General features: G+C 37.4%; 13 protein-coding genes and 1 pseudogene. 11 read left to right on the forward strand and 3 right to left on the reverse strand.

Annotated elements, in window-relative coordinates; all coding sequences use genetic code 11:
- Positions 1-57: 57 nt before the first annotated feature.
- The 3 genes from L1283_RS08690 to L1283_RS08700 all read right to left on the reverse strand — a co-directional run bounded on the left by L1283_RS08690 (position 58) and on the right by L1283_RS08700 (position 3374).
- Positions 58-1899 (reverse strand): heavy metal translocating P-type ATPase, encoded by a 1842-nt coding sequence (locus L1283_RS08690; RefSeq protein ID WP_429626019.1) that lies wholly within the window; start codon positions 1897-1899, stop codon positions 58-60.
- A gap of 57 nt (positions 1900-1956) precedes the next feature.
- Positions 1957-2664 carry a transglutaminase-like domain-containing protein gene (locus L1283_RS08695; protein ID WP_429626020.1) on the reverse strand — a complete coding sequence of 236 codons (708 nt, stop codon included), beginning with the start codon at positions 2662-2664 and terminating at the stop codon, positions 1957-1959.
- A gap of 305 nt (positions 2665-2969) precedes the next feature.
- Positions 2970-3374, reverse strand: a complete 405-nt coding sequence (locus L1283_RS08700) for a hypothetical protein (RefSeq protein ID WP_429626021.1) — start codon at positions 3372-3374, stop codon at positions 2970-2972.
- 408 nt (positions 3375-3782) lie between these two features.
- Here L1283_RS08700 and L1283_RS08705 point away from each other — a divergent pair, with 408 nt between their 5' ends.
- The 11 genes and pseudogenes from L1283_RS08705 to L1283_RS08755 all read left to right on the forward strand — a co-directional run bounded on the left by L1283_RS08705 (position 3783) and on the right by L1283_RS08755 (position 15637).
- Positions 3783-4082 (forward strand): hypothetical protein, encoded by a 300-nt coding sequence (locus L1283_RS08705; RefSeq protein WP_429626048.1) that lies wholly within the window; start codon positions 3783-3785, stop codon positions 4080-4082.
- Positions 4083-4796: 714 nt separating this feature from the next.
- Entirely contained in the window at positions 4797-5402 is a 606-nt protein-coding gene (locus tag L1283_RS08710) for a TetR/AcrR family transcriptional regulator (RefSeq protein WP_429626022.1), read from the forward strand.
- 55 nt (positions 5403-5457) lie between these two features.
- On the forward strand, positions 5458-6546 hold the full coding sequence (locus tag L1283_RS08715) for an HlyD family secretion protein (protein ID WP_429626023.1): 1089 nt from the start codon (positions 5458-5460) through the stop codon (positions 6544-6546).
- A 1-nt stretch (position 6547) separates the two neighbouring features.
- Complete coding sequence (locus tag L1283_RS08720; protein ID WP_429626024.1) at positions 6548-8110, forward strand: DHA2 family efflux MFS transporter permease subunit; 1563 nt, start codon at positions 6548-6550, stop codon at positions 8108-8110.
- A 37-nt stretch (positions 8111-8147) separates the two neighbouring features.
- Positions 8148-9473, forward strand: coding sequence for a TolC family protein (locus tag L1283_RS08725; RefSeq protein WP_429626025.1), 1326 nt, complete (start codon positions 8148-8150; stop codon positions 9471-9473).
- A gap of 26 nt (positions 9474-9499) precedes the next feature.
- On the forward strand, positions 9500-10432 hold the full coding sequence (locus L1283_RS08730; RefSeq protein WP_429626026.1) for a DUF4421 family protein: 933 nt from the start codon (positions 9500-9502) through the stop codon (positions 10430-10432).
- Between the two features lie 176 nt (positions 10433-10608).
- The gene (locus tag L1283_RS08735; RefSeq protein ID WP_429626027.1) at positions 10609-11745 is read left to right on the forward strand and encodes a sensor histidine kinase; all 1137 of its coding nucleotides are present in this window, start codon (positions 10609-10611) and stop codon (positions 11743-11745) included.
- On the forward strand, positions 11742-12497 hold the full coding sequence (locus L1283_RS08740; protein ID WP_429626028.1) for a LytR/AlgR family response regulator transcription factor: 756 nt from the start codon (positions 11742-11744) through the stop codon (positions 12495-12497). The genes L1283_RS08735 and L1283_RS08740 overlap by 4 nt, the downstream gene beginning before the upstream one ends.
- Before the next feature lie 168 nt (positions 12498-12665).
- Entirely contained in the window at positions 12666-13691 is a 1026-nt protein-coding gene (locus tag L1283_RS08745) for a DUF6268 family outer membrane beta-barrel protein (protein ID WP_429626029.1), read from the forward strand.
- A 281-nt stretch (positions 13692-13972) separates the two neighbouring features.
- Positions 13973-15092: pseudogene (locus L1283_RS08750) on the forward strand (IS3 family transposase).
- A 50-nt stretch (positions 15093-15142) separates the two neighbouring features.
- Entirely contained in the window at positions 15143-15637 is a 495-nt protein-coding gene (locus L1283_RS08755; RefSeq protein WP_429626030.1) for a hypothetical protein, read from the forward strand.
- The last annotated feature ends 675 nt before the right edge of the window (positions 15638-16312 follow it).

Here is a 16312-nt window from a genome sequence, read left to right on the forward strand (position 1 = left end):
AGCAACTGCCATTATTGAAATTAATATTAATAGATTTTTAATTTCAAAAAGTGTGTACTATGGTATTTTCACTTTGAGCAGCTTGATTGAGTTTAAAAAAACCAACGTGTCAGGTAAAAGATGTATAACCGCAGCCTGTACTGGACCTAAAACGCCCATCAATACAAGTGTAATGCCTATAATATGTACAATCCCGACACCGCCAATAATATTTTCCTTTATCGTTTTAAATGCCTTTTTGCTTATTGCTCGGGAGCGGGCAATTTTCTCAAGTTTGTCTTCTACCAATACAATGTCTGCCGCTTCCATGGCTGCTTGTGTCCCTACAACCCCCATAGATATTCCTACATTAGCCTGGACCAGCGCCGGTGCATCATTGATTCCATCACCCACCATCGCAACTTTATCTCCTTTGGACTGAAGCTCTTTTATCACATTAATTTTGTCCTCGGGCAGCATCTCTGCTTTAAAGGACGTAATACCGAGTGCATTTGAAACATGTAGGGCAGTTTGAGGATTATCGCCGGTGAGCATAATAATGTTTTCGACCCCGCTATTTTTAAGTTCCTGAATCATCTCTTTCGCTCCAGGACGTATAGCGTCCGATACGTAAAACGCACAGGCGTATTTGTCATCAATAGCCATATAAATAGCGGTATCTGTGAGATTGTCCATATTTACGGCCACGATCACTTTATTATCATCCATGAGTGCCTTATTGCCAATAAGCACCCGTCTACCTTCAACGAGCGCACCGATTCCTTTTCCCTTAAACACATTAAATTCTGTAGGATAAGAAATCGCAATATTAGAGACTTCGGCTTTAGCTATAATTGCGTTTGCGAGCGGGTGACTAGATCTGTTTTCCGCCGAAGCCGCAAAATGAAGCAGCTCAGACTCTGTAAATTCACCGTTGACAATTTCTATCTTATTAAGTGTGGGCTTTCCGATTGTAAGTGTTCCCGTTTTATCAAATACTATAGTTTTTATCTTGGCCAATTCTTCCAAAAATTTACCTCCTTTTACCATGATGCCCTCGCGTGCAGCCCTCGCTATGGCCGAGATGGTTACCAAAGGAGTAGCTAATCCCAGTTCCGCGGGTGATGTAAAAATTAGCAGTGCAATTACGAGTTTCACATCGCGGGTAAAAAAATACACGGCACCAACAAAGATGAAAACTACAGGAATAAGCCATGATGCTACTTTATCTGTTAGTTTTTCGATCGGGGCCTTACTACTCTCAGCTTCTTCTACAAGCGCAATAATTCTCGAAAATACAGTATCCTTTCCAGCTTTGGTCATTTCAATCTCTAGTACCCCCAACTCCAGAACAGTTCCCGCAAATACTTCATTACTGTTCGTTTTTTCTATGGGAACACTTTCACCTGTGATAGGAGCTTGATTGACCGACCCTGAACCAGCTACTATTTTTCCGTCAACTGGGATTTTTTCACCAGCTTTCACTACTACTACATCGCCTATAGCCAGTGAGTCAATGGAAATAGTTTGTTCTGTACCATTTTTTTTAAGCGTTGCAGACCTTGGAACTGTTCCAATTAGTTCCTTTATTGATGCTCGAGCTCTTTCACCGCTTGCACTTGCGATATACTCTGCAATTAATATGATCATCAATACGACCGAGCCAGCCAGGTACTCCTTACCAATGACCGAGATGACGACCGCTATGGAAATAAAAAGTTCTGTACCTACTTTTTTTTCCTTTATTAGTCCTTGCAATGCTGTTTTTAGCAAAGCATATAATCCAAAAGCTGTAGCGAGCAAAAGTATCCAGAGTGGAATAAGATCCAGATAAAATAAAAGGCTTGCCAAACCAACAGTGAGGATTCTCACAATTTCCCAGAAAAACTGTCGGGAAAAAAATACCTTAAAATAATTCATAATCCATTGATTAAATTATCAGTAAAACATATCTTATAAAGAATAGTTTAATTTTTTCTAAACATCCTGATTGTTACGTACGTTGTCAATTATCTTATTTAAACGGTGACGGGCAAAGTTTTTAAAGAAAAACTTTTTGATTACACTAAAATATTGGCTATGTAAATTGTACAGATTGTCAGGAGAGTCGTATGTACCCAGATCTTCAACGTCTGATCTTCTAAAGGCCTGTTCATTACTAATTCGTTTTTCGAGGATAAAATTCTCAAATCCATTTTCGAATAGACCAAAGATAAATAGTGATTCCCTGATTTCTGGCTTTACTTTTAAAAAACCTTTTATGTATTCACTGTCAAGCATGATACCTTCAAGCATATACCATTCATCATCAACATATACCTCTACACTACTATGCAATAATTTCTGTGGAGAGAGCTTATACCACACACCATCCAAAATACCTTTAATAATTGATTTATCAACGACAAATCCGTGGATACGACAGGGGATATCTACTGCACGGAGAAAAGACATCAGTAAAATTGTCTTACAATTTCCATTTCCGAAACCATCTATAAGTACCTGAGAGGATTTTAAGGTATTGGAGTGGTTGTATCCAAATCTGATCTCATCGCGTACAAAATTGTATATCGCTTTTATTCTAAAGACAGTATCAAAACACTTCCAATGTCTCTGTTCTATTATTCGTTGGATCGAACTGTTCGTATAATCCAATATATTTGTTTCCTTTAAATACTTCTTCACTTTGCTCTTTCTAATAAATAAAATAATTTATTCACATAACCAACATTTATGCATTAACTACCAAATAATTATGATGTGAGTAAATAATAGATGTAAGAAATATAAATTTCCTCAAAACTATTTTCGAGTCACATAATCGTTCAATGCCATAATCCCAAAAGGATTAATTGAAAGCTATAAAACCATGTAAATTTGGATGGGTTTTTAAATTGTATATTTTACAAAGCGGTAGAAAATTGCTTTTTATTATTAAAGCCTTTCTACATTTAAGTCTTTTAACAATTTAAATTTTAGGACAATAAGTATTATCCCACAAAGAAGAAGGGAGGACCACGGAGTGTATAACAACTTTTTTGCAGCGAGTTGTAGATACATTTGCTATTTGGTGGAAAAGTATGTTTTTGATAAACAGCAATATACGAGGTCGGATTCTCAAAAAGTACGGCAAACGGTTTTGCAATTTTTGAAATGTTTTTTGCTATTTCGGTCTTATTTGACTGGGCATAAATAAAAGTTGCATGTTCACCCGTGTGCATAAAAGCAGAAAAAGCAAGAGACCAGGTTGAGTCATCGTCCTTTTGATTATCCGAAGTACAGTCAGTAATATCAATTGCACGTTGATTGTAGTGATGATGCGCTATTAACTCATGGCCCAATAAAACTATTTGGGCAATTATTAAAAACAATATGGTGGATATTTGACGCAACATTGTAGCAAATATAATGAAAAACATATCATAGTTCAAGAATTATAAAAATTTACTTTAATATCATTGATCGATGAAAATATTGTTTATAATTCCTTTATTTGCATAAATTAATAGATTATTTACAATTTATAATTAACGAAAAACCACTCAATATTCATGCAGGAATTGGTCCTGCTAGGGTCGCACCGATTGCAGAATTTAGAAGGATATTAAATAAATATGTTTCTTAGAAAATGAAACTTTCAAAACAAAATGGTAAGTCTTCATATGTTCTGCCAAATTCCTTTTTTGGAATTGAAAAAGGCATTTAAAAATGCTTCATTTTTTAAGGCTCTGTTGCTAGTTAATTTTGTATTGATTCCTATATTGATTTATGTATTGACAATGCTTTTCCCCACATAGCCAACAATTACTCTTGGAGTTGCATTAGTATTGCTTACTCCGTGTAGCGATTATGTGATCGTTTTTTCACACTTAGGAAAGGGAAATTCGAAGGCCATATTGGCATCCACTCCTTTACTTTTTATCTTACAACTCTTATTCCTTCCACTTTATTTATGGATATTACTTGGGAATGAAACTGTGGGCATTATTGAAATAACTCCTTTTGTCAAAGCGTTTCTATATCTGATCGTTATACCGTTTCTTCTTTCATTTTTACCCATTTGTCTCCAAGATCAACGAAGAAAATTGGGGCTGCAATTTTAAATTTTTCAGGTTGGTTGCCCGTGTCCTTTATTGCTCTGCCTTTTTTGTTGTGATCGCGTCACAAATTGGCGTGCTTGTAGGTAATCTAGATCCCATTTTGAAGGTTCTTCTGATTTATATTTTATTTGCCATTGCTGCACCCTTTATTGGTAAGTTTTCTGCTAGGCTATTTCAGGTCGACGTGAATAGCTCTTGAGCTATTCACGTCGACCGCTACAAGAAACTCATTGGTAGTGCTTCCCTTGGCACTTGCTTTACCTGCGCCGGAGAATCAATTGGTAGCAGTACTAATAGTAAGTCAGACAATTGTTGAGATTATCTTTGAACTGATCTACATCAGGGCAATACCGAGAATTATAAAATAGCCTATTCCACAGTATTTGCTGGATCAAAAAGAGAAATATTGTGTATTCAGATATAGAATCTGAATGCTGAATCTGTTATTTTGGTCAGCTCTGGAAAGGAAAGTTCATATAATAGAATCGGACAGAAATAACGCTGCCCGGCTTCTTATTAAAATCTATGATGTACTGCTTCAATTGGTAATAGTTTCAGTATTACATTCGTGTTGACCACAAAGCCATCCACACAGCATGAATATCATGAAATACGGATTGGAGATGTCATCAAAGTTTGTACAAAAAACATTATTCGAAGGCAAAAATTTGCAATTGATATAAATAATTGTAAATTTGCAAACCAAACGGTCGGTTTATGAGCAATTCAAAAGATCTTATTATAGCAACAGCATTAAAACTTTTTCTGCAAAAGAGTTACTATGAAGTAACCATGCAGGATATCGTAACTGCTACTGGTCTGTCTAAAGGCGCTTTCTATCACTATTTTAACAGTAAAGAGAAAGTCTTTGAAGAGATTATCAATTTTTATTTTGACACTTCACAGTTAGACGCCTATAATAATTTTTCTAAAGGTTCCCTATGGGAATTTATTCAGCAGTATATTGTGGCAGCAACGGATAGGATCAACCGCTATAATAATGCGACGGATGAAAAAGGAGGGATTCTGAGAGCTAACCAATTTGCATTAATTTTTGATGCAATGAAATTACTACCTGAATTTAATGAAAAGCAGGAACAGCGGAAAAGAAGTGAATTAATCCACTGGACTGAAATAATCTCTATTGCTAGAGAAAAAGGAGAGATTGCTTCACCTTTATCTGATATGCAGATCGCAAAACTATTCATCTATCAAAACTATGGTGTTGGGGTCTATTTTGTCAGGCGGACCCAGGTTGAAGAACTGATCAATGAAATAGGAATACAATTCAAAACAATCTATGATTTAATAAAGGCAAAATAAGCCTTTTTTTTGGACTAAGAAACATACCAACCGTTCGGTTTATATAATTATACTTATGGAAATAGCTCAAAACTCTAAGAAAAAATCATCTTTAAAGATGTATGTAATCACGGCAATGGTTATTATAGCCGGAATCATCCTTTTTTTATGGCTCAATAGCGGGGGATATGAAACCACCGACAATGCTCAACTGGACGGTAACATTGTGACATTAAAATCTAGGGTGTCCAGTACTGTTGATCAAATTTATTTTCAGGATAATCAATATGTAAAAAAGGGAGATACACTAATAAAACTAAATAATGAGGAACTGGAAGCGAAAGTTTTACAGGCTAAAGCTGCTTTATTGAGTGCACAATCGGGGGTGCTAACAGTTGGAAAAATGGTAACAGCAAGTTTTGAGAATGCAACAGCTTCTCAGCGGCTTGTTAATTCCAATAGGCAAGAAATTACAGCAGCTCTTTCAAATCTGAACGTGGCAAAAGATGAGATGGAAAGGGCAAGCAGACTTCTGGAAATCAAAGGCATTACGCAGCAGGACTATAACGCAATAAAAAACCGTTTTGAACTTGCCAAGGCTGAGCACGCGCAGGCTATTGATAAATTGGAGTCCTCGCGGTCATCGGCAAACGGCCAAAATACCTCCGCTGAGTCGGATAGGGAACAAATTGGATCGGCGAAAGCCTTAGTTGAACAAAAGAAAGCAGAGCTAAAATTAGCCGAATATGAGCTGAGCCATGCTTTTATTATTTCTCCATGTAGCGGTACAGTGGTCAAAAGGACGGTACAAACCGGAAATTTGGTAAGTAATGGGCAGAATCTTTGTGCTATCGTTGATTCGCAGTCGATCTGGGTAACAGCGAATGTCAAAGAGAGCCAGTTAAAATCTATTAAGATAGGACAGGAAGTTACCATCAAGATCGACGCCTATCCGAATGTGGAGCTTGCTGGTAAAGTCAGCTCTTTTGGTGGTGCCACTGGGGCTAAATTTTCCTTACTACCACCTGATAATGCCACCGGTAATTTTGTCAAGATCGTACAACGTGTTCCAATTCGAATCATATTGGATAAGGAAAGCTTGACAGATAAGGAAACTCCTTTATTTCCCGGCCTTAGTGCATCAGTGAAAATCAAAACAAAATAATATGGTGGTAAATTCTTCAACTGATTCACCGGCAATAGTATATCCGACCGGAGCAACCCGCGCAGTATTAGTTGGTACAGCTATAGCCTGTGCGCTGCTGGAGCTTATCGATACAACTGTGGTCAATGTTTCCCTGAGCGAGATCAGTGGTAATATAGGCGCCAGTACAACCGAGATTGCATGGGTCGTAACCAGTTATGGTATTGCCAACGTTATCATTATTCCTCTTTCTGCAATGCTTTCCGTCCTATTTGGTAGAAAGCGATATTTTACCACATCTGTTGTATTATTTACCCTATCATCGTTAATGTGTGGGCTGTCTGATAGTCTTTGGACATTGGTATTCTGGAGATTCGTTCAGGGGCTAGGCGGGGGGGGGCTTTTATCTACATCTCAGTCCATTATATTTGGAGCTTTTCCACCGGAAAAGCAGGCTACAGGCACCGCAATTTTTGGGCTGGGCGTTATCCTCGGACCTACATTTGGACCGGTAATGGGAGGTTTTATTACAGATAATCTAAGTTGGCACTGGGTCTTTTTCATTAACGTTCCCATAGGACTGATCGCAGCAATCCTTGCATGGAAGTTTGTACCGGATCTCAGTGGAGTCAAAAAGCCTGATAAAATGGACTGGCGGGGAATTGCGTTCCTGATTATCGGACTAGGCAGTCTGCAGTACATTTTAGAAGAAGGCGGCGCCCACGACTGGTTTGAAAGTTCAGAGATCATGCTGTTTACGGTTTTGGCCTGTATAGGTCTTCTAGCGTTTGTCTGGCGGGAGCTGTCGATAGATTTTCCAGCGGTCAATCTCAAATTATATAAGAGCTACAATCTTAAAGTTGGCAATATACTTAATTTATTGGTTGGGACAGCCATTACCGGTTCGGTATTTATATTTCCCCTATTTGCACAGACCTCCCTTGGATGGACAGCCACCCAGACTGGGGCATTTTTGATTCCAGGATCACTGGCAACAGCAGTTTCCATGCCCATCGTTGCGCGCTTCTTAAAAAAAGGCACCAATCCAAAAATCCTTATGATCTTTGGCGCGGTCATGATGTCGAGTTTTCTGATCTGGTTATCTTTTGCCTCACCGGAAGCCAGCGGAAGATTTTTTATCGTTCCCTTTTTAATGCGGGGCGTTGGTTCGGCATTTATGATGTCTCCGGTGATCGGTCTTTCAGTTGCCGGCTTGACAGGAAGAGATCTTGCCCAGGCAGCAGGGTTGTCAAATATGCTCCGTCAATTGGGTGGAGCAATCGGAATTGCCATTATCAATATCTTTTTGAACACCAGGACAATGGAAGTCCGAAATGTATTATCTGCTAACATAAATGAATTTAATGCGATGGCCTCTGAGCAGATTGCAGGGCTGTCGGAGAAGCTCAAAGAGGTGGGCTATGCTGCCGATGAATCCTATATGGGAGCTGTTCAGCTGCTTTCGCAGGCAGTAGCGAAACAGCAAGCTGTGGTAGCCTACTGCCAGGGCTTTTTTGTGATGGGTATGGCAGTAATCTGCTGTATTCCGCTGATCCTGTTTCTAAAAGGAAATAAAAGAAAGTAGAATCAAGGCTAATTACCTTCAAAAATTTAAAACAATCATGAACAGAAAATATAATTTAATTGCCTTTTTATTGGTCATTACGATGACTGCCAGAGCGCAGCAAGTGTTGCGCATAACTATGCAAGAAGCACAAAAAATCGGCCTTGAAAATAGGTTTGATATTAAGGCAAAGGAATTTGATATCCAGATTGCTAAAAAGAAGATCAAGGGCAAAAAACAGGAATATCTACCTGAAATAAATGGAACGGGATATGTACACTATAGTCCGCAGATTCAGGCAACGTTGATTCCTCCTGGGTTTGGAGGCTTGCAAGAAGCAACGGTTTTAGCCTTAGGTGCAAAAAGTACCAGCATATTTAGTCTGGAGCTTAATCAGCCAATTTTTAAACCAGCCTTAGCTACTGAAATACAGATTACTGAAAATAATCTTAAAGCAGAACAGGCTAAAAAGCTCTTGCAGGAAACTGAAATTAAAAAGCAGATAAGCTATAGTTATCTCAATGTTCTTCTCCGGCAGATACAGTATAACATAGCTGTGGAGGAATCTAAAAGATTTGAAAGCTATGTAGCGATTGCTAGAGGTAAATATGATAATGGAGTCCTCATTGAGAACGATTATCTAAGAACTAATCTTGATTTTGAGAACGCGCAGCAACAGGTTCGCATCAGTAAGCAGAGTCTTGAGCAGAGTATGGTGACATTGAGATATGATTTGAATATTGCCGACACAGTAAGCCTTGAGCTCACGGATGAGCTTATTATTCATGATTCAGGTCGAGATATTATCCCTGCAGTTGAAGCTGCTGAGAACCGAACAGAACTACGTTTACTTCAATTGGAGCAGGAACGCAACCAGCTTTTGGAGACTAAGCAAAAGAGATCTTTGTTACCGACCGTTTCATTTATGGCGAACTATTCACAGCAGTATCTGAATGCAGATTTCAATTATAACTACGGAAATGGTAAATGGTGGTCTCCTTATAGCGGTTTAGGAATACAGGTAACCGTTCCCATAAGTGCTCATCTGACAAAAAGAAACTCTTTACAGGAGATTAAGCTGGAAAGCGAGCAGATACAGGCAAGGCAAGAACAACAAAAAAGCGATGCCATATATGAGATAAAGCATGCAGCATCTAATATTACAAATGCGCTGGAAAATTATGCCAAAGCAAAAAAGAACTATACATTGGCCCAGCAGATATTTCAGAATCAAAAGGCTCAGATGAACTTAGGGTCGTTCAGTTACGAAAAAGTGCTGAATACTGAAAATTCTGTACTTATCGCAGAGAAAAATTATATTCAGGCTTCTTATGAGTACATGACTGCTGTTTTAAGTTATGATATCGCCATTGGAAAACTCTAAGCAGTATGATTTTTAAATAAAACCAGGTGAGACTAAAGATACAATTTAAAGCTATTTTGATTGTAGCAATTATAATTTTCTCTTGCCAGAATGTTCTGGCTCAGGGGGAAACAGATTCTGCCTATATCAAAGATTATCCGCAGCGAATTTCTGTAAGAACTTTTTTAGGTTCAGATTTTCTCTTATTGACTGCAAAAAATAAGCAGTATTCTCCCAATGTCCCCTTATTGGTAGGTGCTGGCTTTTCAGTGAAAAACAGTGTATTTAATATCAGGCTCAATCAGGGACTATTTTCCTTGAACGATAAAGAGCGTGGAAAATCAAAAATTACGGACTTTCAGATCCATAATTTTCGAAAGAAACTGATTATTGACCTATTTTTTCAGAAACATAAGAGTTTTTATCAAAATGAAAATGGGACTATTAGTCTTTATCCGGATCTTGCTCTATCGCAAATCGGGGCAGAAGCTTCCTACATTTTCAATTGGAGAGAGTTTTCAGCTAAAGCCGCTTTTGATGCGAGTGAACAGCAGTTAAAATCTGCAGGAAGCTATGTGATTGGTGGTGGGGCATATTATTATCATCTAGGACTAGATGAACATTTTCCATTAAAGAATAATACTGGTTATATTGAAAATTTTCAATTGGGAATAAATGGCGGGTATGCTTATTCCTGGGTAATCAATAAGCATTGGATGATGTCGGGAATGGCAACAGTTGGACTTAATATTGGAAATGATCCAAAGCTTCTTAAAAATGTTAACCTTGATCTTTATCCGACAGCTTTTGCCAGAGGTTCGGGAATCTACCATAAATCTGATTGGGCAGTTTCCATGTCCATGCTCATTCATAACAAAAGTTTGTACTACTTTGAAAGAAAGAATGTTTCATCTACTATTTTTAATTTGGAATTAACCTATGTAAAACACTTAGATGGCCTTTTTAGGAAAAAGAAATAGAGCAGCTTTATAATTAGACATTAAAAACGGGAGAATTACCAATGTGATCTGGTTGTAATATTTACTTATGAAAACGAATTACAATAAATTCCGAAAGCTGTAATAAAATGAGATATTAAATATAGTTGTTGCAATTCAACACATTTATGCTTGTTCAGGATACCATCCTAGACTGAATGTTTGGACGTTTCACCGTGCATATTGACATCTTTAAACGCAAAAATAGCCGCCTGGAAGAAAAATCGGTATGTGCTTTGACGCAAATGCCTAACTTTGCAGTCATGTTACAGCAATTTCCTTTACGATCATTTGTACGATTAAATATAATTATCGGCTTCCTGTTCTCAGCGCTTGTCGGTATCTCTTTATTTAATTTGAACTATTGCTATATCGAGATAATTTATAGATTTTTACAGTCACTTATCTTTACCAATCTGGTTGGCATTGGAAATATGTTTCTTTTTGCATGGATGTCAAATTCACAAAAAAGAAACAAGAAATTTCCAAAGTACAGAATATATTTATATAGTTATACTGGAGTAGTAATTACGTGGTTCTTGATCGTTTGTTTTTATTCACTAATAACCGGAGCAGTCTGGGAGGGTGAAGATGGAACGATAAAACCTTATATTTTAGCAGTCTTATCGTTGTCACTTTTTAATACTATCATTCTTATCGTACACTGGCTTATCATCTTTCAGTATCGTCATGCGCATCATGAAATAGAAAAATTGCAATTAAAAGCTAACATAAGTGATACGAAAAATCTTTTGCTTAGGCAGCAGATACAGCCACATTTTCTTTTTAATGCACTGAACACCGTAAAATCCCTGTACAAGCACGATAGTAAACTTGGAGAGGAATATTTAGTACATCTTGCCAATTTTTTACGTGTATCCGTGTCAAACCCTAAAGAACACATCGCATCAGTTAATCAAGAACTTTCTTTTTGTCTCAATTATCTCAAGATGCAAAAAATCCGTTTCGGGAGCTCGATAGAATATAATATACAATTAAACGAAGATGTTCTTCAAAACGGCTACATCCCTTATTTTTCTATACAGCCGCTGATCGAAAATGTATTGAAACATAACGAGCTGACCGAAGAGAAACCGATAAAAATATGGATTTATGAACAGCACGGATTCATCGTAGTCCGTAATAACCTTCAGGAAAATCCACATAAGGAACCTTCAGCAGGTAATGGACTTTATAATCTGAAAGAGCGATACCGTTTATTGGGAGAAGACAAAATCAGGATAACCTCAGATCATACTTTTTTCACGGTTTACCTAAAGATATTAGAAAGATGAAAATTGTAATCATTGAAGACGAAAGACTAACTGCTACCGATTTACAGCAGACTTTAAAACAGATAGATAATTCGCTGGAGATAAGTATTATTATACGCTCGGTAAAAGAGGGACTGGAATATTTCAGTAAGATGGAAAAACCGGACCTCGTCTTCAGTGATATACGTCTTGGGGACGGTCTAAGTTTTGAAATTCTTAAGCACTTGCAGGTACCTGTCATCTTTTGTACTGCTTATGATGAATATGCGCTCAATGCCTTTAATGCAAATGGCATCGGGTATATTTTAAAGCCATTCACAGAAGACCTTGTCCGTGAGGCATTGCAGAAGTACAAGAATTTGGTAGGAGGCGAGCAGGAAATATTGCGGCAGTATGAAGCATTGAAAACCATGTTTTCGGATGCTCCAAAAAAGGTTTCCTCAATCCTGGTTAATCAAAAAGATATGGTTATCCCCATTCGGGTCATCGATATTGCCATGTTCTTTCTGAAAGATAACTTAGTCCAGTTCAGTACATTCGATAAAAAGAAGTACTTTGCCAATAAAAGTATGGATGAACTGGAGCAGCTGGTGGGTGAATCCTTCTTCCGTGTAAACCGCCAGTATCTCGTGAACCGAAAAGCTATTCTGCATGCATCAAGTTTACTTTCACGCAAAATGTCGCTAACAATTTCTATTTCCCATGATGATGTCATTACAATCAGCAGAGAAAAATCATCCCAATTTCTCAAGTGGCTGCAGGAGAATGATTAATCGCGCCATACACTTTATTTTTATTGGGGCGGTTTCAATAGCCTTTTTGAACGCCTCATAAACAAACTGCTCCCAGTTTTCTAGTACCCATTTTAAATTTGCAGTATGATGTAATTTCATTCAAAAAGAGTGAAAATTATCTGATAGAAAATTCTAAAAGTAGATAAAATGCAAAAATTAAATTTGGTAATTTTTTTAGTTATGCTGTCTGTTTCCCTTAAAGCACAGCATCAAGTTTCCACAGCTTCTGATTCAATAATGGCAGTAAAAACTGACCTGGCAGAACAGGCTGCCCTTATGTATCCACGTCTGAGGCAATTTAGTATTAGCCACGAAGAAAATGGCTTTGGAACAATACGTTCTAAAATGGGGGATAAGGAATTGTTTGAAGGAAAATTCCGAAGTTCAAGAACAAGTGTAAATTTTAACATGCCTGTTCTCCAGCGTGAAAACAATAAGTTGGTGGTAAATGCTGGAGCAATCAATCAATTTTATGATTTAAGTGAAATTCGAAGCTTTGATCCACAAACTCCAATCTATGATGGGGAGACGAATATGCAAATGATATCGACGGGACTTACCTATATCAGAACAGCAACTATTTTTGGAAAATCAGCAACTTTTGCAGCTTCAGGGGGTGTACTTTTTAACAATGACTTTTCACGAAATCAGCTCTCATTTACAGGTATTGCAAATATTAACCTAATCCAACGTGAGAATACCCGACTATCCCTGGGTGGGGCGTTATTGTTAAATCCAGCATCTCCGGTACCATTTTTCGTAACCGCGAACTATTACCATAAGTTTAAAGGTTTGAGTATGGATTTGATGGTAGATTTGCCGTATAGGGTCGCATTACGTAAAGAAGTGACGAAAAAGACATCCCTGACCTTTTTTAATGAATTGGGTGGGGCTAACTCCTTTTTTGATTTTAAAAACAGTACACCTACGGTATCTAGCGAAAAGCTAACCTTGTCTTCCCTTGAAATCAAATCTGGTCTAATGGCGGAATATAGAGTTTCCAGAAAAGCTGTGATAAGTTTAAGTGCCGGAAGTAATTATATGGTTAATTCGAGAATTCGAGAAAACAATTCTAAACCAAACGACTATTTTGTGGAAAATAAACATAAGCCAGTACCTTTTGTGCAGGTAGGTTTTTCATTATTACCTTTCTGGAAAGGACTAAATTTTTAAATTTATTACAATAGTAGAGCCATGAAAAGTTGACTTATCTTTTCATGGCTTTTTATTATTTAAATCGAACAGATTTCACCAAAAAAATCTACTTTAAAGAAATGAAAAAACTAGCGAATTTTTTAATTAATTCAAGTTTCGGTATTCAACAGGTGACATACCGACTTTCTTTTTGAATAGTCTTGTAAATGCTGCGGATATGACCTCTCCCCAAAAAACTGGAGCATTTAAAAGTAGGGAATTCGGTTATGAATTACTAATTTTAAAAGGGAGGAAAAACGATGAAAAAATCAAAGTTTACCGAAGCACAGATCGCCTTTGCGATCAAACAGTCCGAGACCGGTACCCGCGTGGAAGAGGTTTGTAGAAAAATGGGCATCAGCGAGGCTACATTCTACAACTGGAAGAAGAAATATGGCGGTCTGGGCGTGTCGGAGTTGCGTAATCTTCGGCAACTGGAAGAAGAGAATGCGCAGCTGAAAAAGCTTGTGGCAGATCTTAGTCTGGACAAACAGATGCTCCAGGATGTATTAAAAAAAAAGTTTTAAAGCCTTCGCAACGTATAACAATGGTTACGGGCCTCATTTCTGATTATCGAATTTCCCTGCGCAGAGCATGCGAGGTATCTCTGCTAAGCACCTCAGTTTGGTATTATAAACACAATAGACGTGATGACGGTCCATTACGCCTTCGCATAAAAAGCATTGCAGAAACACGTGTCCGTTACGGCATAAAACGGATTGTTGTTCTATTGAAACGTGAAGGCTGGCAGGATAATCTAATACGGATTTATCGAATTTATAAGGAAGAAGGCTTAAATCTACGGGTGAAACGGCCCAGACGTTGCCGCGCCGCCGCTCATCGATCCGAGAGGCCGGTTTTTTCCAATTTACATGACTGCTGGAGTATGGACTTTGTCGTTGATGCGCTGTTCGATGGCAGGAAAATCCGCTGCTTAACTATAGTGGATAACTATAGCAGTAAATGCATGGCTATTGAGGTTGGACAGGGTCTTAAGGGAAGTGATGTTGTTTCTGCTTTGGAAGAACTCAGGTTATTCCAGCAGGCAATGCCTCGGAAAATCCAAGTGGATAACGGATCGGAGTTTATTTCCAAGAATGTCGATAGGTGGGCATATGAACATCAGGTGGAATTAGTATTCTCCAGACCCGGAAAACCAACAGATAATCCGTATATTGAGTCATTCAATGGAAGTTTTTGGACGAGTGCCTAAATGCGCATTGGTTTCTGTCATTGGAAGATGCGAAGGAAAAAATTGAAATCTGGAGGGAAGAGTACAACACCTTCAGACCCCACAGCTGTTTAGGGGATATGACCCCTGAAATGTTTATCGAAAAACAGGTCAAAACAGCGGGATTTTCTACTTTAGAACACTCCTAAATTCGGGGAGAGGTCAATTGAAATAATAAAAATTATTAGCATCGTTAAATATGAAAACTCAACAATTAATTCTGTTTATCTACTTGATTGTTTCCTCATCAATTGTTTTATCATGTGAACCATACCGATTTATTAATATTAATGGGAAGAAAAAATTCTTGACTAATCCTAATCATAATTGTGAAATAGAAATTAGTGCTGGTATTTTGCAGATAAATAATGTGGATTTTAAGATAATTTCAAATAACGATAGTATCAAAATAGTAAATCTCCAGGAATGGTTGAAAGAGTTAACAGAGGTTAATAAAAAATATTTTGAATCTTCAGCCATACTTAATAATGTTGAAGCGTTTTCTAGTAAGCCTTTCATTCTAAAGGCAGGTGAACCTTTAACATTTCCGATCAGAACAAGAGAAGGATGGGTTAATGATAACATACCCTTTATCTTTCCTAAGAGCAATCTTATTTTATGTCAGGGTAAGCCTTTGTTTGAAGAGGCAGTAGAATGCGTTTTAGCTCCGGGGAGAAATAGATTTATATTCTAAATTGTGCTTTATAGACGTGTAATTTTGCCATGTCTTAAAAAGTTTGTTATGATTTTTATTATGGAGGACCGTATAATTCGGATCCATTACGATAATATTAAAAATAGCGAATTATGAAAAAAAGGTTATTGATTTTGAATACCATCTTTTTTCTGATGTTTGGTACATTAATTTCATGTGGAGCTAACAAACATATTCTTATTAATAATGAACGTAGTATCCTGTTAAATTCTAATTCCGAATGTAAGTTAGAGGTAAAGTTGTATTTTATAAGAGAAGCGTTCCTCATATTTGAATTGAGTCCTATTTTAAAGATGAAAAAGATAGATATTAACGTAACCTGACCATAACCCACAGTTCATTAGACATTTTTAATACCGAGCAAAAAAAGAGATCAGGTGGATACGATGCGGTAATCGTATCATGGAGTAAGGTATTGGTTCCCAAAGATAAAATGGTCGATAGATTAAGGGGTAAAAAATAAAAGACTCTATGAAAAATTTCAAGTATCTTTTTCAATTCTCTTTAATGTGCCTGATCATTTCCTGCGAGCCGGTTTCGTCCGTAGCAATAAATGGGAAAAAGAAGCTTATGCTCAAAGAAGAGATTGGGTGCAATGTGAAATTTATAGTAGAAAATTGTCAGTATTCGATTTTTCGATTTTTTCTTTTGAAC

This window comes from Sphingobacterium sp. HSC-15S19 (genome assembly GCF_050433745.1).
GTDB lineage: Bacteria > Bacteroidota > Bacteroidia > Sphingobacteriales > Sphingobacteriaceae > Sphingobacterium > Sphingobacterium siyangense.

What these genes read in the sequence shown, in the direction of transcription:
- L1283_RS08745 (WP_429626029.1), top strand. Translation starts at nt 12,666, where the DNA reads ATGCAAAAATTAAATTTGGTAATTTTTTTAGTTATGCTGTCTGTTTCC.
- L1283_RS08725 (WP_429626025.1), top strand. Translation starts at nt 8,148, where the DNA reads ATGAACAGAAAATATAATTTAATTGCCTTTTTATTGGTCATTACGATG.
- L1283_RS08690 (WP_429626019.1), bottom strand. Translation starts at nt 1,899, where the DNA reads ATGAATTATTTTAAGGTATTTTTTTCCCGACAGTTTTTCTGGGAAATT.
- L1283_RS08700 (WP_429626021.1), bottom strand. Translation starts at nt 3,374, where the DNA reads ATGTTGCGTCAAATATCCACCATATTGTTTTTAATAATTGCCCAAATA.
- L1283_RS08755 (WP_429626030.1), top strand. Translation starts at nt 15,143, where the DNA reads ATGAAAACTCAACAATTAATTCTGTTTATCTACTTGATTGTTTCCTCA.
- L1283_RS08715 (WP_429626023.1), top strand. Translation starts at nt 5,458, where the DNA reads ATGGAAATAGCTCAAAACTCTAAGAAAAAATCATCTTTAAAGATGTAT.
- L1283_RS08720 (WP_429626024.1), top strand. Translation starts at nt 6,548, where the DNA reads ATGGTGGTAAATTCTTCAACTGATTCACCGGCAATAGTATATCCGACC.
- L1283_RS08735 (WP_429626027.1), top strand. Translation starts at nt 10,609, where the DNA reads ATGTTTGGACGTTTCACCGTGCATATTGACATCTTTAAACGCAAAAAT.
- L1283_RS08740 (WP_429626028.1), top strand. Translation starts at nt 11,742, where the DNA reads ATGAAAATTGTAATCATTGAAGACGAAAGACTAACTGCTACCGATTTA.
- L1283_RS08710 (WP_429626022.1), top strand. Translation starts at nt 4,797, where the DNA reads ATGAGCAATTCAAAAGATCTTATTATAGCAACAGCATTAAAACTTTTT.